This window comes from Saccharopolyspora hordei (assembly GCF_013410345.1).
Taxonomy (GTDB): Bacteria; Actinomycetota; Actinomycetes; order Mycobacteriales; family Pseudonocardiaceae; genus Saccharopolyspora; species Saccharopolyspora hordei.
On the sequence record NZ_JACCFJ010000001.1, the window covers coordinates 1,444,633 to 1,465,414 of the forward strand.

The 20,782-nt window shown below is 72.2% G+C and carries 24 protein-coding genes; 10 read left to right on the forward strand and 14 right to left on the reverse strand.

Annotated elements, in window-relative coordinates; translation table 11 throughout:
• Positions 1–21: 21 nt before the first annotated feature.
• Positions 22–870 (reverse strand): hypothetical protein, encoded by an 849-nt coding sequence (locus HNR68_RS06850; RefSeq protein WP_179718723.1) that lies wholly within the window; start codon positions 868–870, stop codon positions 22–24.
• 289 nt (positions 871–1,159) lie between these two features.
• Between HNR68_RS06850 and HNR68_RS06855 the strand changes: the two genes are divergently transcribed.
• Both HNR68_RS06855 and HNR68_RS06860 read left to right on the forward strand, forming a co-directional pair.
• Entirely contained in the window at positions 1,160–1,597 is a 438-nt protein-coding gene (locus HNR68_RS06855) for a helix-turn-helix transcriptional regulator (RefSeq protein ID WP_179718725.1), read from the forward strand.
• A 98-nt stretch (positions 1,598–1,695) separates the two neighbouring features.
• A complete protein-coding gene (locus tag HNR68_RS06860; protein WP_179718727.1) occupies positions 1,696–2,361 on the forward strand; it encodes a methyltransferase domain-containing protein in 666 nt (221 codons plus the stop codon).
• On the opposite strand, the gene HNR68_RS06865 is transcribed toward HNR68_RS06860, so the two are convergent.
• Complete coding sequence (locus HNR68_RS06865; protein ID WP_179718729.1) at positions 2,300–2,512, reverse strand: DUF397 domain-containing protein; 213 nt, start codon at positions 2,510–2,512, stop codon at positions 2,300–2,302. The genes HNR68_RS06860 and HNR68_RS06865 overlap by 62 nt on opposite strands.
• A 20-nt stretch (positions 2,513–2,532) precedes the next feature.
• Positions 2,533–3,393 (reverse strand): helix-turn-helix domain-containing protein, encoded by an 861-nt coding sequence (locus tag HNR68_RS06870; protein WP_179718731.1) that lies wholly within the window; start codon positions 3,391–3,393, stop codon positions 2,533–2,535.
• A 209-nt stretch (positions 3,394–3,602) separates the two neighbouring features.
• Between HNR68_RS06870 and HNR68_RS06875 the strand changes: the two genes are divergently transcribed.
• Both HNR68_RS06875 and HNR68_RS06880 read left to right on the forward strand, forming a co-directional pair.
• Complete coding sequence (locus tag HNR68_RS06875; RefSeq protein ID WP_179718733.1) at positions 3,603–3,839, forward strand: HC3 family zinc finger protein; 237 nt, start codon at positions 3,603–3,605, stop codon at positions 3,837–3,839.
• The gene (locus tag HNR68_RS06880; protein WP_179718735.1) at positions 3,836–4,216 is read left to right on the forward strand and encodes a hypothetical protein; all 381 of its coding nucleotides are present in this window, start codon (positions 3,836–3,838) and stop codon (positions 4,214–4,216) included. The genes HNR68_RS06875 and HNR68_RS06880 overlap by 4 nt, the downstream gene beginning before the upstream one ends.
• Positions 4,217–4,224: 8 nt before the next feature.
• On the opposite strand, the gene HNR68_RS06885 is transcribed toward HNR68_RS06880, so the two are convergent.
• The 4 genes from HNR68_RS06885 to HNR68_RS06900 form a co-directional block, all read right to left on the reverse strand.
• Positions 4,225–5,010 (reverse strand): WD40 repeat domain-containing protein, encoded by a 786-nt coding sequence (locus tag HNR68_RS06885; protein WP_179718737.1) that lies wholly within the window; start codon positions 5,008–5,010, stop codon positions 4,225–4,227.
• Positions 5,011–5,102: 92 nt separating this feature from the next.
• On the reverse strand, positions 5,103–8,096 hold the full coding sequence (locus HNR68_RS06890; RefSeq protein WP_179718739.1) for an nSTAND1 domain-containing NTPase: 2,994 nt from the start codon (positions 8,094–8,096) through the stop codon (positions 5,103–5,105).
• A 1-nt stretch (position 8,097) separates the two neighbouring features.
• On the reverse strand, positions 8,098–8,619 hold the full coding sequence (locus tag HNR68_RS06895) for a trypsin-like peptidase domain-containing protein (protein ID WP_179718742.1): 522 nt from the start codon (positions 8,617–8,619) through the stop codon (positions 8,098–8,100).
• The gene (locus HNR68_RS06900; RefSeq protein ID WP_179718744.1) at positions 8,619–8,936 is read right to left on the reverse strand and encodes a CU044_2847 family protein; all 318 of its coding nucleotides are present in this window, start codon (positions 8,934–8,936) and stop codon (positions 8,619–8,621) included. Before HNR68_RS06900 ends, HNR68_RS06895 begins: the two co-directional genes overlap by 1 nt.
• Positions 8,937–9,133: 197 nt before the next feature.
• Between HNR68_RS06900 and HNR68_RS06905 the strand changes: the two genes are divergently transcribed.
• Positions 9,134–10,267, forward strand: a complete 1,134-nt coding sequence (locus HNR68_RS06905) for a glutathione-independent formaldehyde dehydrogenase (protein ID WP_179718746.1) — start codon at positions 9,134–9,136, stop codon at positions 10,265–10,267.
• 45 nt (positions 10,268–10,312) lie between these two features.
• On the opposite strand, the gene HNR68_RS06910 is transcribed toward HNR68_RS06905, so the two are convergent.
• Positions 10,313–11,875: an FAD-dependent monooxygenase gene (locus HNR68_RS06910; RefSeq protein ID WP_179718748.1), complete on the reverse strand. Its 1,563-nt coding sequence runs from the start codon at positions 11,873–11,875 to the stop codon at positions 10,313–10,315.
• A 107-nt stretch (positions 11,876–11,982) separates the two neighbouring features.
• On the opposite strand from HNR68_RS06910, the gene HNR68_RS06915 reads away from it, so the two are divergent.
• On the forward strand, positions 11,983–12,678 hold the full coding sequence (locus HNR68_RS06915) for a TetR/AcrR family transcriptional regulator (protein WP_179718749.1): 696 nt from the start codon (positions 11,983–11,985) through the stop codon (positions 12,676–12,678).
• Positions 12,679–12,795: 117 nt separating this feature from the next.
• On the forward strand, positions 12,796–13,419 hold the full coding sequence (upp, locus tag HNR68_RS06920; protein ID WP_179718752.1) for a uracil phosphoribosyltransferase: 624 nt from the start codon (positions 12,796–12,798) through the stop codon (positions 13,417–13,419).
• 4 nt (positions 13,420–13,423) lie between these two features.
• Here the strand turns inward: upp and HNR68_RS06925 are convergent, their stop codons facing one another.
• Complete coding sequence (locus HNR68_RS06925) at positions 13,424–14,014, reverse strand: TetR/AcrR family transcriptional regulator (protein WP_179718754.1); 591 nt, start codon at positions 14,012–14,014, stop codon at positions 13,424–13,426.
• 117 nt (positions 14,015–14,131) lie between these two features.
• On the opposite strand from HNR68_RS06925, the gene HNR68_RS06930 reads away from it, so the two are divergent.
• Both HNR68_RS06930 and HNR68_RS06935 read left to right on the forward strand, forming a co-directional pair.
• Positions 14,132–14,338, forward strand: coding sequence for a ribbon-helix-helix protein, CopG family (locus HNR68_RS06930; protein ID WP_179718756.1), 207 nt, complete (start codon positions 14,132–14,134; stop codon positions 14,336–14,338).
• Positions 14,339–14,353: 15 nt separating this feature from the next.
• Positions 14,354–14,734 (forward strand): Fic family protein, encoded by a 381-nt coding sequence (locus HNR68_RS06935; protein WP_179718758.1) that lies wholly within the window; start codon positions 14,354–14,356, stop codon positions 14,732–14,734.
• 67 nt (positions 14,735–14,801) lie between these two features.
• Here the strand turns inward: HNR68_RS06935 and HNR68_RS06940 are convergent, their stop codons facing one another.
• Entirely contained in the window at positions 14,802–15,134 is a 333-nt protein-coding gene (locus HNR68_RS06940) for a hypothetical protein (protein ID WP_179718760.1), read from the reverse strand.
• Between the two features lie 381 nt (positions 15,135–15,515).
• Here HNR68_RS06940 and HNR68_RS06945 point away from each other — a divergent pair, with 381 nt between their 5' ends.
• The gene (locus tag HNR68_RS06945; protein ID WP_179718762.1) at positions 15,516–15,860 is read left to right on the forward strand and encodes a hypothetical protein; all 345 of its coding nucleotides are present in this window, start codon (positions 15,516–15,518) and stop codon (positions 15,858–15,860) included.
• A gap of 22 nt (positions 15,861–15,882) precedes the next feature.
• On the opposite strand, the gene HNR68_RS06950 is transcribed toward HNR68_RS06945, so the two are convergent.
• From HNR68_RS06950 to HNR68_RS06965, 4 genes are all read right to left on the reverse strand, one after another.
• Positions 15,883–16,335 carry an NAD(P)H-dependent oxidoreductase gene (locus HNR68_RS06950; protein WP_179718764.1) on the reverse strand — a complete coding sequence of 151 codons (453 nt, stop codon included), beginning with the start codon at positions 16,333–16,335 and terminating at the stop codon, positions 15,883–15,885.
• 92 nt (positions 16,336–16,427) lie between these two features.
• Entirely contained in the window at positions 16,428–18,056 is a 1,629-nt protein-coding gene (locus HNR68_RS06955; RefSeq protein ID WP_179718766.1) for a phospho-sugar mutase, read from the reverse strand.
• 98 nt (positions 18,057–18,154) lie between these two features.
• Positions 18,155–18,964 carry a purine-nucleoside phosphorylase gene (locus HNR68_RS06960; protein WP_179718768.1) on the reverse strand — a complete coding sequence of 270 codons (810 nt, stop codon included), beginning with the start codon at positions 18,962–18,964 and terminating at the stop codon, positions 18,155–18,157.
• A gap of 80 nt (positions 18,965–19,044) precedes the next feature.
• On the reverse strand, positions 19,045–20,742 hold the full coding sequence (locus HNR68_RS06965; RefSeq protein ID WP_425502858.1) for a serine/threonine-protein kinase: 1,698 nt from the start codon (positions 20,740–20,742) through the stop codon (positions 19,045–19,047).
• Between the last annotated feature and the right edge of the window lie 40 nt (positions 20,743–20,782).

The following is a 20,782-nucleotide window of genomic DNA, read 5'->3' on the forward strand; positions in this document are numbered from 1 at the left end:
CGACCCCTCGCCGACCGCAGCTCAACGGCGGCGGCGGGCACGGCCTCTCCTCCGCTTGCCGGCCTTGGCCCGCCCCTTGGCGCCGCGTGACCTCCGCTTCTGCGCCGTCCGGCGGGCGGCGGGACGACGGTTCTTCGGAGCGGCACCGCGGCGCTTGGTCGGCCGACGGCGGCGCCCGCGCACGGCGCTGCTGCGGCTCAGGGCGTTGGCGGCGTGCCCGGCCAGCGATCGCGCCACGTGCCTGCCGGTGACGCGCTGCCCCCGCGCGTAGCGGCGGGCCATGTCCCGCGCCGTGCGGCCGGCGATCTTCGGGACCTGGCGGACGGCGCGGCGGGTCGTCTTGCTGCGCCACAGCTTCTTGCCGATGCTCTTGACGCCCCGGATGAGCTTGGGCGCCACCTTCTTGGCGATCTTCGGCGCGGCCTTCAGCGCGAGCGGCGCGAGCGCCCCGAGGATGCCCTCGACTTCGGCCTCGGACTCGGCGGCCTCGGCCTCGAAGGCGAGCTTGGCCATCATCTCCGCGTCGGGGTAGACGCGGTTGACCGGGTTGGAGAAGCCCTCGTACTCGTCCTCGAACTCCGCTTCCAGCTCGCGGACGAGCTGCTCGAACTCGTCCTCCAGCTCGTCTTCGTCCTCGTACTCGTCTTCGTCTTCGAACTCGTCCTCGAACTCGTCTTCGTCCTCGAACTCGTCCTCCAGCTCTTGGAGGATGCCTTCGAGTTCGTCCTCGAGCTCGTCTTCGAACTCGTCCTCCAGTTCGTCTTCGAACTCGTCCTCGTCCTCGAACTCGAACTCGTCTTCCAGTTCGTCCTCAAGCTCGCGGGCCAGCTCGTCTTCCAGCTCCCCGTCGACCGCTGGATAGCGACTCATGGTTCGGTCCTCCTGTCCTGCACCGCGCCGGCGGGGTGGTCGTCCGGTCGTCGGTGAGCGCGTGCGGTCAGTGCAGCGCAAGAGGACGTTCGGGTGGTAGTCACATCTTCGCGTAGCGCTCTGATGCATTAGACAAGATGCGTGTCACACGAATCGACGATGCGCAGATGAACGATGTCGGATTTGCTGTAGTCGATCGCGGCGACGCTGCTCCGGCCCGCTGTGGGGGCGCGGGCCACGGTGGAAGTGGCGCGAGTCCGCCTGACGGTTTTCTGGGGAGGCCGGTGGTATGGCGAAGGAAGCGGCTACGACTGCGGTCCCGCGCGTCGCCCGGGGGGAGCCCGAACCCACCTGGCAGGGGCCGGATCCGCACGCGGACGAGCTGGTGCAGCACCTCGTCCGGGCGTTGGTGCGGCGGGTCGGCGAGATCGCGGGCCCGCACCGCGGTGTGCGGAAGCCGCTGCTGGACGTCACCGAGCTCGGCGTGCGTTGCATGCTCGTGCCGGTCGCGCCGAAGGTCGACGAACTGCTCAGCCCGCGCGAGCGGGAGATCGCGCGGATGGTGGGCCTGGGCTACACCAACCGCGCCATCGCGGCGGTCCTGGAGATCAGCCTCTACACGGTGTCGGCCCACTTGCGGCGGATCTTCACCAAGCTCGGCGTGGGTTCGCGCGCCGCGATGGTGGCCGCGCTGTCCGACAACCCCGACCTCTACTCGGAGGGTTGAAGAACGTCTCGCCGTTCTGGTCGTACTGCGCCGTCCGAGGCCGGTGGTCGCGGCAGAATCGGAGCCGCACAGGCTCGGGCGGCTGACCGGAGGTTCGGGTGATCGCACTGCCGAAGGCCCTGCTGTGGGACCACAACGCCCACTACCACCCGTGGTTGCTGCGCCAGGTGCCGCCGCGCAGCGCCCGTGCGCTCGACGTCGGGTGCGGGACCGGTGCGTTCGCCCGGCAGCTCGCGGAGCGGGTCGACCACGTCGACGCGGTGGACCTCTCGGCCGAGATGGTCGAACGCGCCCGCAGCGCGTCGGAGGCGGACGGCGTCCGGTGGCTGTGCGGGGACGTGCTGGACCCCGAGCTCCCGTTGGCGCCCGAGGGCTACGACGTGGTGACGGCCGTCTCCAGCCTGCACCACATGCCGCTGCGCCCGGCGCTGTGCAGGCTCGCCGAGCTCGTGCGACCGGGCGGGACGCTCGCCGTCGTCGGCCACTACCGCAAGGAGACGGCCGTGGACTTCACCCTGGACGCGGTGACGCTCCCGGCGAACGCCGTGGTCGGCGCGTACAAGGCGGCGCGCGGCCGGGCCGGCAAGCCGCACGACGAGGGGATGCCGGTCAAGGACCCGACGAGCACGCTGCGGGAGGTCTGCGCGGCAGCCGCGGAGGTCATGCCCGGAGCGGTGTTGCAGCGCCGTCTGTTCTGGCGCTTCACCCTGCTGTGGCGCGTTCCCGGAGAGCGGAGAGGAAGCCGCTCCACTGCGACCGGCTGAAGACGAGGGTCCCGCCGGCACGGTCCTTGCTGTCGCGCACCCCGACGACGTCGGGGGTGACCGCGACTTCGACGCATGATGAGTTGGTTGCACTGAAGCTGGACTTGCGCCAACCCGTCAGCTCCACGTCGGTCGAGCGGGCATGTTGCATGTCGTCACCTTACGGTGCGGCTACAGGCGCTTGTAGGCATCGCGGATCAGCTGCAACGAATCCTCCCGACTCAGTGCGCACTTGGTCGCTTCGGCGTGCGCGAGGCTGTACTCGCGGACCGTGATCTGGTCGGAGATCAGCTGCGTGGACGTGACCGTCTCTTGCCACAAGAGCGTCGGCAGTTGGCCGCTCGGGAACGACATGAGGTGGAAGCTCGATCCGCCCATCGCGTGGTGGCCTGTGGCTTCGAACGGCACGATCTGGAGCGACAGCGACTCCGGCATGGTCTCGATCATCCGCTCCAAGTGCATGAGTTGACCCGCGAGAACTCGTGGGCCACCGATCTGTTGGCGGAGCGCAGCCTCGCTCATGATCGAGACGATGTGGAGCGGGGGATCGTCGGTGAGCCGCTTCTGCCTGGTGAGGCGGGCGGCAACACGTCGATCGACCTCTGCGAGCCGCACGTTCGGACTTCCGCTCTCGATGATCGCTCGCGCGTAGTCTTCGGTCTGGAGAAGTCCGTTCACCAGGTCGCTGTCGTAGGTGTGGATGGAGTCGGCACCGTGCTCGAAGCCGAAGAACCGCAGCAGCTCGGTGCTGAAGATCGCGGTGTACTTGTTCCACCAGCCGCGACGCGTCGCCTGCTCCCTGAGGCTGCGTAGCTCTTCCGCTTCGTCTTCGTGGAAGTCGTAAACCTCGATCAAGACCTCGAGTCGGTCAGCTGACAGGTTCTTCTTGCCGCGCTCGACATCGGAGAGGTACGCCGCTGCGATGCCGATGCGCTTGGCGGCGGCAGCTCCGCTGAGGCCTGCTTCTTCGCGCTTGTCACGTACTCGCAGGCCGAGTGCCCACGCTGCAACGGTGGGGGAGACCGGTGCCATGTTGCTCCTTCCGGGCGTTCTGCAGGCACGAGATCGAACTCGATCGGCGGACGCACCTGTTTAATTAACAAGCCGTGCCATATGGTCGCGACAGGCAGTGACGATATCAACACCGACGGTCACTGCTCGGCGGTGGTCCTGGTCGTCCCCCTCCCCGACCTCGGGCCTGGGCCACCGCCTTCCCCTCCGTCTTTCCGTTGGGAGGCACCGTGTCCGACATCTTCCGGCCGCAGGAGTTGATCGCGTACTGGCGTCCCGCCGAGGGGTTCCGGCACGGCTTGGAACCCGACCGGCCACCGCATCCGGGGCAGGCGCGGAACACCCTGTGCGGGCTGACCATCACCGTCGGCGCGCCGACGGAGCTCGACTGGCTCGCCCCGACCTGCTCGGACTGCTGGGACGAAGCGCGGTCCCGGCGCGACGCGGCCGACGGAGGTGCGCGGTGACGCTGGTCGACCTCGCGCTGGAGCCGAACACCTACCTCGCGCTCTTCCTCGTGTCCTCAGCGGTGCTCGGCGTCCTGGTGGTGCCGATCCGCGGCGGCAACGGCCAGCACGCGGGCGCGGGCCCGGGCACGGTCATGGTCTGGCAGCTCCGCGACGCCATCACCGCCGAACGCGCCTCGTCCGCGATCCCCGGTGGGATCGCACGTCCCCGTTCCACGGGAGTCGCGGACCAGGACGCGCGGCGGGAGCCGCCGGCGGAGGAGTACGTGGGTCGCCACCGCCTCGCGTGGGACGTCGACGAGCACTCGCCGTGTCCCGTCGACCTCCGCCTGGGACCGGGTTTCCCCTGGTCCGTCCGCGCCGAACCGGGTCGGTGAGCGGGAGTTCACCGGCAGGGCGGGGTGTCGTCCACGCCGAGGCGCTCCAACAGCGCCTTCTCCTGCGGCGTGTACTCCCGGTCCGAGATCCGGCACAGGTCGTCGAACCACACCTGCGGGTCGTACGGGACCAGCTCCCGGTGGAGCGGACGGTCGTCGAGGACGAAGCCGTCCTCCTCGATCGACTGCGGCTGCCAGTTGTTGTGCAGGTCCAAGGACGTCACCTGGACGCGCTCGCGCCACTGCCAGACGTACAGCTCCGATTCCCCCCTGGCGAACAGGTAGTCGCCCATCATCCCGATGGGGTCCTGGTCGACCGCGGTGAGCGGTGGCAGTGGCTCCATCGTGGTCAAGTCGAAGAGGGAGATCGCGGTGTCGTCCATGTCGGCCACCGCGGCCACTCTGCCGTCCGGGGACACCACGGGCGGTTCCAGCGTGCGGATCTCGAAGCGGTGCACGCGCTTCCTGGCCCGGAGGTCCCAGACCTCGACTCCGTCGTGGTTCACCAGGACCTGGTCGTGGCCCGGTCGCAGGACGACCTCCGGGCCGAAGACGACGTGCACCCCCGGATCGACCAGCGGTAGCGGCGGTGCTGTCTGCACGCCCGTCCACGGGTCCCACGACGACAGCAGCCCGCGGTGGCTGATGAGCAGGGTTCCGTCCGGCGCGGACGTCACGGACGCCTCTCCCACGGTGCGGCCCTCGTCAGCCTCCCATCCAGGAGCGGGCAACCGGGCCTCGTGCTCCAGCACCAGTCCCGCGGTGCGGTAGATCCGCAGGTCGTAGCCGTCCACGACGATGACGTGCTCACCGGTCGCGTCGAAGGCCAGGGCGTGCGGGTAGTTCGGGCAGGGAACGTGCTGCAGGATCCTGCCCTGGGCGTCGATCAGCGCGATCTGCGCCCGTGGTCCTCAGGCGTGCCGCTCGGACCGTGCACGTACGTGGCCCAGAGCTGACCACCCGGTGCCCGGGCGGTCGTCGTGCTGTTCACCTGCCTGCGCGGGCTCAGCGGAGGGCTGGTCGGGACCGTCCGCAGCTGCACCGCGTCGTTGCGCAGGAAGATGACGTCGAGCGGGCCACCGGCGTCCCGGACGAGCGTGTGCGGGTCACCGCTGATGGTGTCCACGGTGGGGACGGTGCTGTCGGTGCTGAGCCAGGTCCCGGTGCGCCACCGCATGACCGCAGACCCGAACAGCAGGTACTGCCCGCTCGCGTCGACCGAGAAGCTGCACTCCTCGTAGTTGCTGTACGGCTCGACCAGCACGGCGGGGTCGGTCGAGTACGGCCCGCTCACCTCCCCGGAGAACAGGTCGTGGATCGTGAGCGCACCACCGGCGCAGACGGCGGCCTTGGTCCCACCGTCCACCAGGCCGAACGAACTGATCACGGCTCCCGGAGACCTGCGCAGCTCGGCACCTGACGCGAGATCGCGCACCACGGCGACGTGCTCGGTGTACCCGTCCGGTGCCTCCACCTCCTCCGTCGTCACCAGTGAGCGGCCGTCCGGTCCCGGGTAGGACTCGTCGAACGTCGGGTCGGACCACGGGTGCTGGACGGGCGGGGCGGTCGGGTCGTCGAGGTCCCAGAGCACGATCGCGGCGTTCTCGCCGTCCATGGCCATGAGGAACCTGCCGTTGGCGCTGAACCGCAGCTCCCACGCGCCGATCCGTGGATCCGAGATGACGGGTTCCTCCGGGTGGTCGAGGTCCCACACTCGCACGCCGTGCTCGTCGTCCTCGGTCGCCAGCATCGTCCCGTCCTGCCGCAGGGCGACGAGGGTGTCGACGTTCGTCGGGATCTCCGCGTGCCGGGGCGCGGGCCCGAACAGGCCCCACCACACGGTCACGTCCCGGTCGGCGCTCCGCGGTTTCACGGCCACGACCTGGCCGTCGGAGCTGGCGACCATCTCGTCGACGTCCACCAGCGACGGGTGCGAAGCGAGTCGATCGACCCCGCTCCAGTACAGCCGCTGCTGGAACAACGCGCCCCACGCCTGTGCGCTGTCGGGGTCCTCGCGCCACGCGGCCAGCGCCAGCTGCAGGGCCTGTGACGGGTTGTTCTCGCCGGCCCGGTCGGCTTCCTGCACGAGCCGCCCGGCGTTGATCTGCCGGAGCCGGCCGTCCAGTTCCAGGTTGTTGGTGAGGACGACGCCGGTGAGCACTGCCGAGACCAGGGCGAGGACGCTGACGACGGCGGTGGTGGTGCGCCAGCGGCGTTGGGTGCGGCGGTGGGTTCGTTCGGCGGTGTGGATGTAGTCGCGGAGGGACTCGGGGACGTCGCTGTTGCGGCGGGCCACCCAGGTGGTGGCTTCGGCGAGCAGGGGGCCGGTGAGCTGGGCGCCGGAGTTCTTGAGGTCGTGGAGCTTGGCTTGCCAGGCGAGGAAGTCGGCGTCGTCGTCGAGCCAGCTGCGCAGGGTGGGCCAGTGGTCGATGAGTGCTTGGTGGGGGAGTTCGACACGGCCGTCGTGGACGACGACCAGGCGTTGCCCGGCGAACTCCGAGGCGAGTTCCCGCAGTTCGGGTTCCAGGTCCGCCCACAGCACGCTGCGTCGGACGTGCCCGGTGTCGCCGTCGGGGCGGGTCAGGCTGGTGAGGAGTCTCCGGGCTCTGCGGAGCCCTTCGGTGCCCAGACCGTCGAGGACGTCGTCGGCGCGGTGGGCGAGCGCGCCGGTGACCCGGCCGAGCTCCTGGTAGGCCTCGTGGGTCAGCCAGACGCCGTGCCGGTTCTGCCAGAGCTGGTCGAGCACCGTCGACAGCAGCGCCAGTTGACCGGGCGGGCAGTCGTGCACGATCGCCTCGGGCAACCCGGCCTCGAACGCCAGGCCGGCGCGCTCGGCCGGGACCTCGATCGCCTGCCGCAGCTGCTCCGGGCGCATCGGCTTGAGCAGCCACACCGCCTGCCCGAGCTGCTGCGCGGTGTCCGGGGTGACCAGCTCGTCCAGCGACCGCGACCGGAGCGTGAGCACCACTCGCAACGGGTGCTCCGCGATGTGCTGGACGATCCGTTCGAGCTTCGCGCGCGCGGCCGTGCGGTCGGCGACCACCTCTTCCTCGAACTGGTCGAGGAACAGCACCCCGCGGGTGGGCAGCGACTCGTCCTCGCCCGGCTCCACGACCTCGGTCCCGGCCTGCCGGAGACGGGGGATGAGACCCGCCCGCACCAGCGAGGACTTCCCACTGCCCGACGGCCCCGAGATGGCGACCATCCGCTGCCGTTCCAGCACCTCCAGCAGTTCGGCGACCTCGGCGTCACGGCCGTGGAAGCGGTCCGCGTCGGACTCCCGGAACGTCTCCAGCCCGCGGTACGGGTTGTGGTCGGAGTCCACCCACTCGCGCAACACCGCGATCGGCAGCAGGTGCGCGGTCGCCTCGTTGCTGCCCGACCTGGTGACGACCATGCCGACGACGCCGCCCAGCTCCCTGTCCCACACGGGGGCGCCGCTGAACCCCTGCACGATCTGCTCGTGGTGGGCGTCGACCGACATCTGCACCCGGTTCCCGCCCTGCGTCCCCGCGAGCACGCCGCTCACCCACACACCCTCCGGGTGCGCGGGCGTGCACCCGAGCACCCGGAACCGGTGGTCGAGGAGCGACCGTTCGAGCCGCACCGGGGCCGGGCGGGTGCCGGCGGGCGGGTCGAGCAGGCGCAGCACCGCGATGTCCTGGTCGGTGTCGAGCGAGTCGACCTCCACCGCACTGGAGCTGCCGTCCACCAGCGGGAACTCCGCGGTGACGCCGTCGAACCCCTCCACGACGTGCGCGCACGTGGCCACGCGATCACCGGGCAGCACGAAACCCGTGCCCAGCAGCGACCCGCCCGCGACCAAGCGCACCAGCGAGGCCGCCAGCGGCTCGGCCGCGGTGAGGTCGGACGCCGTCACGTCACCCCTCCCGCCTGGCACGGACGCTCGGTGCTCGCACCGGCCGCCTGCCCACCACCCCGGCCAGCGCCTCGTCCCACACCGGGGCGCCGCTGAAGCCGGGGTCGACGTGCCAGAGGCCGGGGTCGACCGCCATCGGGACGAGACCGGCACCCTGCGCGCCGAGCAGCCGACCGGTCACCCGGACACCGTCGGGCACGTCGTGCGGGAAGCCGACGGTGCGGAAGCGGTGGTCGGCGACGTCACCCGAGATGCGCGCGGGAGCGGGCAGCGCCCCCGGTGGCGGCTCGGCCAGGCGCAGCAGGGCGACGTCCAGCGCCTCGTCCTGCTCCAGCACCTCGACGGCGTGCCCGCGGGTGCCCAGCAGCGGGGAGTCCGCGACCAGGTCCGCGGCGCCGTCGACGACGTGGGCGCAGGGGGCGACCACGTCCGGGGCGACCCGGAACCCCGCCCCCAGGACGCGCTCGCCAGCGCGCACCCGGACGAGGGCGGGGCCGAGCGGACCGACCGCCGGACCGGTCATCAGGACTTGTCGACGCCGGTCCACTCGATGGTGACGTTGAAGTTCGCCTCGCCCGCGGACTTGGCCACCGCCAGGCTCGCCTCACCGGTCACCTTGATGCCGAACTGCACGTTCACCTTCGCCGGCGGCTGCTCCATCGCGCGCAGCTCGCCGAGCACCGCTTCGGCGGCGGACCGGATGTTGCCCATCGCCTTCTGCACGGTCTCCGACGCCTGCACCACGCGGCTGCCGCTGCCGACCGGGATCGACCCCGCGCCGTCAGCGGACTCGACGACCAGCTCGCCGCCGTCCTCCAGTGGCATCCGCACCAACGTCATCGCACGACCCCCAGTCCGTCCGCAGTCGTGATCGAAGTTACCCGGAGATCGACACCACCGGGAGAGGTTTCCGCAACTCCCGGTAAGGCCCTCATTCGGGTGACGCACGGCCGGGTCTCGGGTCCTCCGGTGCGGGGTAGCCCGGGAGCGGCATGCACACGGGGAAACGCGCGTCTTCCACCCGGAGGTGGTCCGTCATGAAGGCAGTCGTGTACCAGGAACCGTTCTCGGTCGCGATCGGTGAGGTGGAGCGGCCGTCGATCCAGCACCCCAACGACGTGATCGTGCGGGTCACCTCGACCGCCATCTGCGGTTCCGACCTGCACATGTACGAGGGGCGCACCGCCGCCGAGCCGGGCATCGTGTTCGGCCACGAGAACATGGGCATCATCGAGGAGCTCGGTTCCGGCGTGACCAGCCTGCAGCGCGGCGACCGCGTGGTGATGCCGTTCAACGTGGCGTGCGGGTTCTGCAAGAACTGCATGGCGGGCAACACCGGGTTCTGCCTGACCGTCAACCCCGGCTTCGCCGGCGGCGCCTACGGCTACGTCGCGATGGGGCCCTACACCGGCGGCCAGGCCGAGTACCTGCGGGTGCCGTACGCCGACTTCAACTGCCTCAAGCTGCCGTCCGACGGCAGCCACGAGACCGACTTCATCCTGCTCGCCGACATCTTCCCCACCGGCTACCACGGCTGCGAGCTCGCGCAGGTCTCGCCGGGGGAGAGCGTCGTGGTCTACGGCGCCGGGCCGGTCGGGTTGATGGCCGCCTACTCGGCGCTGCTGCGCGGCGCCGCGCGGGTGTTCTGCGTCGACCGGATCCCCGAGCGGCTGGCCAAGGCGGAGGAGATCGGCGCCATCCCGATCGACTTCTCGCAGGGCGACCCGGTCCAGATGATCAAGGACCAGACCGACGGCGAGGGCACCGACAAGGGCATCGACGCGGTCGGCTACCAGGCGCAGGTCGGCGACGGCACCAAGGAGGAACCGGCCGTGGTGCTGAACTCGCTGATCGAGACGGTGCGGCCGACCGGCCGGCTGGGCGTGCCCGGCCTGTACGTGCCCGCCGACCCGGGCGGCCCCTCCGAGGAGGCCAAGAAGGGCATGCTGCTGGTCTCCGTCGGGCGGATGTTCGAGAAGGGCCAGGTCATCGGCACCGGGCAGTGCAACGTCAAGCGCTACAACCGGCAGCTGCGCGACATGATCATCGCGGGGCGGGCGAAGCCGAGCTTCGTGGTCTCCCACGAGCTGTCCCTGTCCGACGCCCCGGACGCCTACCGCAAGTTCGACAAGCGGGTCGAGGGCTACACCAAGGTCGTCCTGCACCCGTGAACCGCGCGTGAGCGCTGCCCGGGCCGAGCAGCGCTCACGGCTCCGTCAGCGGTCGAGGACCGTGCGCAGGGCCTTCTCCAGGTCCGCGGGGGAACCCGCGCCGCGGCTGCGCCAGGCGATGAAGCGGTCCGGGCGCACCAGCACCGCGCCGTCGGAGGTGACGCCGTACTTGCCGGTCCAGTCGCCGGTGAGCTCCCGGCCCAGCAGGTGCGCCCGCAGGCGGACCCCGAGCTCGGTGGCCAGCCGCTCAGCGGCGCTCGCCCACGACTCGGACTCGGTGAGCAGCACGAACTCGCGGCCGAACAGGTCGATGGTGGACAGCTCGCCGTCCGGGCCGGTCAGCCGGACGTGCGGGGCGCGCGAGCCGGGGCGCCCGGTCGGTGCGGTCGGGTCCTCCAGCAGCTCGCCCGCGTCACCGGGCTCGGCGACGACCGCGCCGTTGTGCCGGTAGCCGAACAGCAGCAGACCCGGGTCCTCGATCGGCGGGGTGTCGTCGGGCCGCCGCAAGTGCGGCATGGACCGCGCGATGGCGTTCTTGTACTGGTTCTCCGCGATGAGCTCGCCCACCGGGCGCCGCTCGGCGTCGTGGCTGTCCAGCAGGCCCGGTCCGGCTTCGCCGCGGAGCACCGCGGCGAGCTTCCACGCGAGGTAGAAGCCGTCCAGCAGCGCCAGGTTGCCGCCCAGGCCGCCCTGCGGGGGCATGGTGTGCGCGGCGTCGCCGACCAGGTGGACGCGCCCCAGCGAGAACCGGTCCGCGACGTGCATGCCGGCCGTCGTGGTGTCGGCCTCGAGGACCTCGACCTCCACCTCCGGGGTGCCGATGACCAGGCGGACCTGCTCCAGCGCGCGCTCTTCGGGGAAGTCGGCGAGCGTCTCCCGCTCCGGGTCGTAGCCGACCCCGACCACGAACTGGTCCGGGTGGTCGGTGCTGACCAGGAACCCCATGCCGCCGGAGAGCCGCGGGTTCTGCAGGTTGTAGAGGACCTGGCGGTCGCCCACGACGGGCGCCAGGTCGGCGCGGACCACCCAGAGCACCGCGTGCCACAGGCTGCCGCGACCGTGGGTGCCGATCCCCAACCGCTCGCGGACCGGGCTGCGGTGCCCGTCCGCGGCCACCAGGTAGTCGGCGTGCACCACGTGGGTGCCGGTGGTGTCGGAGAGGACCGCGCGCACCCCGGACTCGTCCTGCTCGAACGACTCCAGCGTCGTGGCGAAGCGGATCTCGGCCCCCAGCTCGCGGGCGCGGTCGACGAGCAGGCGCTCGGCGCTGGCCTGGCTGGCGTCCGCCGAGCGGGCGGGCGTCAGGTGGTCGAGCGGGAGGAACGTGTCCTGCATGATCTCGCGGAACACCGGGCCGCTCGCGCTCTCCGCGATGCGCAGGCAGAAGCCCCGGTCCCGTGGTGAGGCGTCGACCATGGCGTCGGCCAGGCCGACGTAGCCCAGCGCTTCCATCACGTCGTGCTGCTGGCCGCGGGCCTTCGGGTGCGTCGACGTGCTCGGGTGGCGCTCGACCACCAGCGAGGGCGTGCCGTGCAGGCCGAGGAACGCAGCGGTGGACAGGCCGGCCAGCCCGGCGCCGACGACCAGGACGGGAGTGTGTTCGGACATCGCGGTGCCCCCTTCGAACAGCGTTCGTTCAACGAACACTGTTCTACGCGCGAACGGTGTTCGCGTCAAGTACGGTGTGCGTGGCAGCAGCGAAGCGGAGGAGAGCGATGTCGGTGCCCGTCCCGCCCTGGCAGCAGCGCGCAGCGCGCCAGCGCTCGGTGAAGCAGCCGTTGAGCCTCGAGCTGATCGTGCGCACCGCGCTCGAGCTGCTCGACGCCGAGGGCCTGGACGCGGTCAGCATGCGCAAGGTCGCGCAACGCCTGGGCACCGGCGCCGCGTCGCTCTACGCCCACGTGCGGAACAAGGACGAGCTGCACGAGCTCGTGCTCGACCTGGTGATCGGCGAGATCGCCCTGCCCGAACCCGACCCGGAGAAGTGGCAGGACCAGCTCAAGGAGCTCGTCCGGCAGCAGGTCGCGGTGCTCAGCGCGCACCCCGGCATCGCCCAGGTCGTCATGCGCACCCCCGCGCCCACCGGTCCGAACGCGCTGCGGGTCAGCGAGGCGATGCTGGCGATCCTGCGGTCGGCCGGGATGCCGGACCGCGTGGTCGCCTTCGCCGTGGACGTCCTCGCCCTCTACGGCACGGCGGTGGCCCTGGAGCGCACCGCCGACTTCGGGCTCAGCGACGACGAGCGGCGCGAGCGGCTCGCCCAGGTCGAGCAGTACTTCGGCGCGCTGCCGCCCGAGCGCTTCCCCACGATCACGGCCCTGCTGCCTGCTCTGGTGTCCGGCAGCGACGACGAGCGGTTCGAGTTCGGCCTCGACCTCCTCGTGCGGGGGCTCGCCGCCCACGCGCCCTGACCGCCCGCGCGCGCCGGGTGACCGGCGGATGACCGTGCGCAGGGGCGCTGCGACCGATGACACGTTGTCGAGCAGCAGTGCCGTGGGCGCTGGGGTCGGCCGTTACTGTTGTCGGTCATGGACGTTCGGGTCGTGGACCACCCACTGGCGAAGGCAAGGCTGTCCACCATGCGCGACGCGCGCACCAACAGTGCTGCGTTCCGCGCCGCCTTGCAGGAGCTCACCCTGATGCTCATCTACGAGGCCACCCGGGACGCCGAGGTCGCGGTGGAGCCGATCCACACCCCGGTGGCGCGCACCGACGGCTACCGGCTGGCCAACCCGCCGCTGCTGGTGCCGGTGCTGCGGGCGGGCCTCGGCATGGCCGACCAGGCGCACCGGTTGATCCCGGAGGCGCAGATGGGCTTCGTGGGCCTGGCGCGCGACGAGACCACGCTGCAGCCCACCCCGTACCTGGAGTCGCTGCCCGCCGACCTGTCCGGCCGCCCGGTGTTCGTGCTCGACCCGATGCTGGCCACCGGCGGTTCGATGGCGCACACGATCCGGATCCTGGCCGAGCGCGGCGCCAGCGACGTCACCGCGATCTGCACGCTGGCGGCGCCGGAGGGCCTGCGGCGGCTGGAGGAGTCGGACCTGCCGGTGCGTGTGGTGACCGCGAGCGTCGACGAGCGGCTCAACGACTCCGGCTACATCGTCCCGGGCCTCGGCGACGCGGGCGACCGCGAGTACGGCGCGGTCTGAGCGGTCAGCGCCGCCAGCCGGCCATCCCGTTCTCCAGCGCCCGGTGGTAGCGGTCGCTGGTCGCCTCGCCCGCGGGCGCGGACCCGAGCAGCTCCAGCGAGACCAGGCCGTGCACCAGGGCCCACGCGGCGAAGACGATCTCGTCCGGATCGGTCTCCACCAGCACGCCCCGCTCGATGCCGCGCGCGATGGTGTCCTGCAGCGGTCGCAGGCTGCGCAGCGCGGCGGCCAGGGCGTCCTCGTCCGGGGTGAAGTCGGGCACCGCCCGGCCGAACATGATCGAGTAGAAGTGCGGGTTGGCCAGCGCGCTCTCGCGGTAGGCCAGGCCGAGCTCGTGCAGGTCGGCCATCGGGTCGTCGGTGCGGGGCACCTGCTCCATCCGGTCGCCGAGCCGCCGGAAGCCCTCCACGTACAGCTCGCGGACCAGCCCCGGTTTGCCGCCGAACAGCGAGTACACCGCGGTGGTGGAGGTGTCGACGTCCGAGGCCAGCCGCCGCAGGCTCAGCCCCTCGGGGCCGTGCGCGGACAGCAGCTCGCCCGCTCGGTCCAGCAGCCGGACGCGCAGTGCGTCGTCGTGCGCTCGCGGTCTCGCCATGGAGTCGTCCGTCCTCGTCGTGCGCCGGGGAACCGCCCGGAGCGCTCGGCCGCGGCGGTCCCACCGGCCGAAACTATCTCCTTCACCGTCTGGTATCAGCGCGATACCATCTTCCCCATGGCCATGACGTTGCGCCTCACCGAGGAAGAGGACCAGCGGCTCGCCGAGCTGGCGGCGGCCGAAGGGCGGTCCAAGCAGGAGGTCGTGCGCAGCGCGCTGGCTGACCGCTGGGCCCGGCAGCAGAAGGAGCAGCAGCTGGACGAGGTGGTCCAGCGGGTGCTGCCGCGCTACCGGGGCTTGCTCGACAGGCTCGGCAGCGCATGATCGACCATTGACCGCGTGACCGTCTACCTCGACACGTCGGACCTGCTCCTGCTCGCCACGGCCGTGACCGACGGCGACCTGAGGGTCCGGGACGGCGGCCTGCTCGACGCGGCCGCGTACCGGCCGCACGCCGAGGTGTTCGGTGTGCCGGCCTACGAGACGCTGTGGATGAAGTCCGCCGCGCTGCTGGACTCGATCGTCCGCACCCGCCCGCTGGTGGAGGGCAACTGGCGCCTGGGGTGGGTGGCCGCGGTGGCGATGTGCGACCTCAACGGCTGGTGGGTGGAAGCCGCCGACGACGACGCGCTGGACCTCGTCCGCGAGGTCGGCCGCGACCACCGCGAGCTCACCGAGGTCGCCGAGCACCTGGAGTCCTGGGCCAAGCCCAAGGGCTGATCGGCGGCCCTGGAGAAGAACGGCGGTGGCCCGACCTGACGATCGAGCCACCGCGGGGTCAGGGTGCTCAGCCGACGGATCCGCGCAACTTGCGCATCGCGATCGGCGCGCCCGCCAGGTCTTCCTCGTTGCACAGCAACTTCAGGTCGTAGTAGGGGGCACCTTCGCGGTCGTCGTAGTCCAGGTGGACCGCGATGACGTCGACGGGTTCGCCGAGCCACTCCTGGGCCTCGCGGAGCCACTGCGCAGAACGTTCCAGAGCAGCCGGCAGGTCGTTGTCGCGGAACTCGACCGGCCGGTAGGGAACGCCCTGGACCTCATCGTCTTCACCAGGGGGCTTGGGGAGATCCACGGAGACGCCGGAGTCGTCGAGTTCGAGTCGGATCGATTCCTCACTCACTGTCGCAGCGTAACCCCTCCAGCCGGGGCAGTGCTGCCGGAGTCCTGGACGGATGCGGTCCGGCGGGGCCGCACCGTCACTCAGCGCGAGGGGGAGGGCGCCCCGAACATCGCACGTTGATGAGGGAAGGCGGGCTTTGCCCAGGGCGCCCCGTGTCGCCAAGGGGCGCGCCCCGACGACACGATCAGGTTACTCCGGACCCTCGGATCAAGATCAACTGGGGTTCTTCCGCTCCGCAGAAGCGGACCGACACCTTTTCTCGCGCCGCAGGTGCGGAGGCGCCGTCGGCGCCTCCGACGAGGGGCGATGGCGACCCGTGCTGGGGATGTCCGGGGCGGTCGCGTGGTTGCGTCCTGGCCGCCGGTCGGCAGGATCGGGTGCGTGCACCGCACCGATGACGAGGGGATCTTCGAGGAGTTCCTGCGCAGGCTCGGCGACGAGGACGTGCGGACCTCGGCCGACGGCGCGGTCGAGCTGCGCTCGTGGGAGGACGTCGAGCTCGACGTCCCGCTCCGGCTCCGGGTGACCCCGCGGTCGCTGGGCGAGCACCTGCGCGCGCTGGAGCACGCCGGCGCGTCGGCCTTCCCGGAAGCGCAGCCCGTCGTCGGCGCGCTCCAGCTCTTCCTGGTGCACCTCGACGAAGCGATCAGGACCCGACGGCCGGGCCACACCGACCTCGTCCCGGACACGACGGGAGTCCGCTCGGCCCCACCGCACGACGCGTGAGGCGGGGCGCACCGGTGGCTGCTCAGTCCATGAGTCCTGCCGCGACGGTCGCGCCCAGCTCCCAGCAGGCCTGGAGGTCCTCCTTGCTGGGCTCGCCGATGGAGATGACGTGGTCGGTCGCCTTCTTCCAGCCCAGACCGGTGGTGATCGACTCCACGCCCCGGACCGCGCCCGCCGTGTCGCCGCCGCCGTGGACGTACAGCCCGTACGGGCGACCGCGGGTCGAGTCCAGGCAGGGGTAGTAGGCGTTGTCGAAGAACACCTTGAGCGCGCCGCTCATCATCCCCAGGTTCGCGGGCGTGCCGAGGACGTAGCCGTCCGCGGCCAGCGCGTCCGACGGCGTCGCCTCCAGCGCGGCGCGGCGGACGACCTCGACGCCCTCGATCTCGTCGGTCGTCGCCCCGGCGACGACGGCCTCGAACATGGCCTGCAGGTTCGGCGACGGCGTGTGGTGGACGATCAACAACCTAGGCACGCTGCGAGCGTGCACGCTGCCGCCGCCGTGGGCAACCACCAGACGTCCGCCCCGGACCGGAGTCACACCCGCCGCGCCGCGCCCGGTGTGCCTCAGGCGCCGCCGACGAGGTCGGAGACCGCCTGCTCCAGGGCGGCGAGGCGTTCCGCGGCGCGGGCCTTCGCGGCGGGCAGGTCGTCGACCTGTTCGACCACCTGCAGGTAGCACTTGAGCTTCGGCTCGGTGCCGGACGGCCGGACCACCACCCGCAGGCCACCGTCCCCGGTGATCACCAGGGCGTCGGTGTCCGGCAGCAGGTCCCGCACGTCCACCTCGGTCCCGGCCAGCCGCGTCGGGGGCTGCGCGCGCAGCCGCTGCATGGTCCGCGGGATCACGCTCAGGTCCGACACCCGCACCGAGACCTGCCCGGTCCGGTGCAGACCGTGCTCGCTGGACAGCTCGTCCAGCAGTCCGCTCAGGCTGCGGCCCGACGCCTTCAGCGTGGCCGCCAGGTCGGCGGCCAGCACCGCGGCGGAGATGCCGTCCTTGTCCCGCACGAACTCCGGGTCCACGCAGTGCCCGAGCGCTTCCTCGTAGGCGTAGACGAGCCCGGTGCCCGCACCGTCCCCGGCGCGCACCAGCCACTTGAACCCGGTGAGCGTCTCGTCGTAGCGGACGCCGAACTCCGCGGCGATCGAGCGCAGCATCGTCGCGGACACGATGGTCGTGGCCACCAGCGGGTCCGGCACCGCCGAACGGTCCAGTGTGGACAAGATGTGCCAGGCCAGCAGCACGCCGGTCTCGTCACCGCGCAGCATCCGCCAAGTGCCGTCCACCGGCACGCCCAGCGCGCACCGGTCGGCGTCCGGGTCCAGCGCCACCGCCAGGTCCGCCCCGACCTCGGCCGCCAGCGCCAGCAGCGCGTCGGTGCTCCCCGGCTCCTCCGGGTTCGGGAACCCGACGGTGGGGAAGTCCGGGTCCGGTTCGGCCTGCGAGGCCACCAGGTGCACGTCGAACCCCGCGCGGTGCAGCGCCTCCCGCAGCGGACGCGCGCCGACACCGTGCATCGCGGTCGCCGCGATCCGCAGCCCGCGGGCGCTGCCGCGCGGCAGGGTCGCCACCCGCGCCAGGTAGTCCTCCAGCGCCGACTCGTGCACCGCCCAGTCCTCGGAGCGGGGCACCTCGTTGGCCGGCGGGGTCGCGGCCACCGCTGCCTCGATCTCGCTGTCGGTGGGGGTCACCAGGTGCGTGCCGCCCCGCAGGTACAGCTTGTAGCCGTTGTCCTGCGGCGGGTTGTGCGAGGCGGTGATCTGCACGCCCGCGACCGCGTCCAGCGCGCGCACGGCGTGCGCGAGCACCGGCGTCGGCAGCGGCTCGGGCAGCACGCGCACGTCGAACCCGGCCGCGGCCAGCACCCCGGCGGTGTCCGCGGCGAAGTCCGCCGACCCGTGCCGTGCGTCCCGGCCGACCACGACGACCCCGCCGCCGTGGCCGCGCCCGACGAGCCAGTCCGCGACCCCGGCGGTGGTGCGCACGACCACCGCGCGGTTCATGCCGTTCGCCCCGGCGCGGACCTGGGCCCGCAGGCCCGCGGTGCCGAACCGCGGCATCCCGGACATCCGGTCCGCCAGCTCCGGGGAGTCGGCGTCGACCAGCTCCTGCAGCTCGGCCTGCGTGCGCGGGTCGACGTCCTCGGCGATCCACCGCAGTGCCGCGGCACGCACGTCAGTGCCGGACCTCATCACCGATTCGCTCACGGTGCCTCCGATGCGCAACACCCGGGGGAGCGCCGTCCCAGCGCCCCCAGTGATCGTGACAGCGCCGCCGTGCGGCTCTCCGCTCAGGAGGCCTCGATGACGGAGCGCAGGAGCTTGCCCATGCGGGTCGCCGAGGCGCGGCCGGCCTCCAGGACCTCCTCGTGGTTCAGCGGCTGGCCGCTCAGGCCCGCCGCCAGGTTCGTCACCAGGGACAGCCCGAAGACCTCGACGCCCTCGGCGCGGGCCGCGATCGCCTCCAGCACCGTGGACATGCCCACCAGGTCGACGCCGAGGGTGCGCAGCATCCGGATCTCGGCCGGGGTCTCGAAGTGCGGGCCGGGCAGACCCGCGTAGACGCCTTCCTCCAGCGTCGGGTCGATCTCGCGGGCGAGCTCGCGCAGCCGCGGCGAGTACAGGTCGGTGAGGTCCACGAAGTTCGCGCCGACCAGCGGCGACCGCGCGGTCAGGTTGATGTGGTCGCTGATCAGCACCGGCTGGCCGACCTGCATGCCCTCGCGCAGGCCGCCGGCCGCGTTGGTGAGCACCACCGTGCGGCACCCGGCCGCGGCCGCGGTGCGCACGCCGTGCGCCACCCGCTCGACGCCCATGCCCTCGTAGAAGTGCGTGCGGCCGAGCATGACGAGCACCCGCTTGTCGCCCACCGGCACGGACCGGATCTTGCCGCTGTGCCCGACCGCACCCGGCGCGACGAAGCCCGGCAGGTCGGCCATGCCGAGCTCGCTGGCGGGCTCGCCGATCTCGTCGGCGGCGGGCTGCCAGCCGGATCCGAGCACGACCGCCAGGTCGTGGCGGTCGGCGCCGGTGGCCTCGGCGAGCGCGGCCGCAGCGGCCGCGGGGGTGGTGGACGGGTCGGAAGCAGTACTAGACGTCACGGCCGCGCAGCTTAGACGGTCCGCGGCGACCTCGTCGGAACCGCGGCGCGGATGGCGGGACTTCGCCGCGCGCAGGCCGGTCAGGAGCTGGTGTCCAGGCTCGGCGCGACCTGGACCAGCAGCCTCATGTTCGTGCGGGCGTGGTCGACCGGCCCGGTGACCCGGACGACCCACAGGTCGTCGCCGCGCTGGACCAGCTGCGCCGCCGTGGAGCGCTGCTCCGGCTGGCCGACCACGCCGACCACCGGGTTCAGCGTCGTCGTGTAGACCAGCCGCAGGCCGTCGCCGGTGTCGGTCCGCGACTCCAGCTGGACCTGGTTCCCCGCGCCCACGACCGTCGGCAGCGCGGCCACGTAGTCGTCGAGGTCGCGGCCCGAGCCGAAGTAGCGGCCGTAGCGCTGCACGGCGATCTCGGTGCGGCCGTCCGGGGACACGTACGACACCACGAGGCTGTTGGCGACGTCGGTGCGCTCGCTGTGGAACCGCTGCCACCCCTCGCCGACGGGCGCCAGGACGGTGAACCGCCCGCCCCGGGGCGCGGCCGTGTGCTTGGCGTCGTCGGCGGTCTCGGCCATGCGCAGGTTCCCGCCCTGCGCGCTCGGGGATGTCGCGCTCGGCGGCGTCCCCCGCGGCGGCAGCACGGCCTCCCCGGCGAGGACCCGGGTGGCGGTGAACCCGCCGAGGCACGCGGCGGCGAACAGCACGACGGCAGCCACCGCCAGCGCGGCCACGGCCCACGGCGAGCGGCGCCGCGGCGGCGGGTCCTTCAGCTCGAACGGCAGCGCGCCCGGGTCCCGCGCCAGCGGTGCGGCGGACGGGACGTCGAGCGTGGGCGACTTCGGCTGCGGCGTCGACGGGGCCGGCGGGACGAGCGTGCGGACCCGCACCGTCGGGGCCTCCGGGTCGATGAGCATCGCGAACGGGCGCGCTCCCGGCTCCGGCAGCAGGCGCTGGACGCGGCGGCGCACCTCGGTCAGCGGCATCCGCTGCGTCGGGTCCTTGACCATGAGCGCGGTGATGATCTCGCCGATCGGGCCGGTGCGGGTCGGCCGCGGCACGGGACCGCGCACCACCTCCGTCACGGTCGCCAGCGGGTCGTCGCCGACGTCGTAGGGCGCGCGGCCCTCGGCCGCGGCGAACAGCGTCGCGCCCAGGCCCCACAGGTCGGCGCTCGCGTGGACCCCTTCGCCCGCCGCGACCTCGGGCGCGATGAAGGCCGGGGTGCCGAGCAGGATGCCGGTGCGGGTGATGGTGTGCTCGGCGATGTTGCGCGAGATGCCGAAGTCGCTGACCTTGATGCGGCCGTCGTCGCCGATGAGCACGTTGCCCGGCTTGACGTCGCGGTGCACGATGCCCGCCTGGTGCGCGGCCTCCAGACCGGCGGCGACGCCGTCGGCGATCACCGCGAGCTGCTGGTCGTCGAGCGGCCCGTGCTCACCGAGGATCGCCGCCAGGCTCTGCGAGGGCACCAGCTCCATGACGACGAACGGCTCGCCGTCCTCGCGGGCGACGTCGTAGAGCGTCACGACGTTGGGGTGCGAGAGCACCGCGATGGCCCGCGCCTCACGGAGCGCCCGTTCGCGCAGCTCAGCGGCCTCCTCGTCGGGCATCCCCGGGGGGAGCTTGACCTCCTTGACCGCCACCGGGCGGCGCAGCAGCTCATCGGTGCCGGCCCACACGGTGCCCATCGCACCTCCGCCGAGCTCGCGCTCCAGGCGGTACCGGTCGCCGATCAGCCGGCCGGCGCCGGCGAGGTCGTCGTTGTCGTTCGCGGGCACGCTCCGCATTCTCCACGGCGGCGGCGCGCGCGAGGCCGAA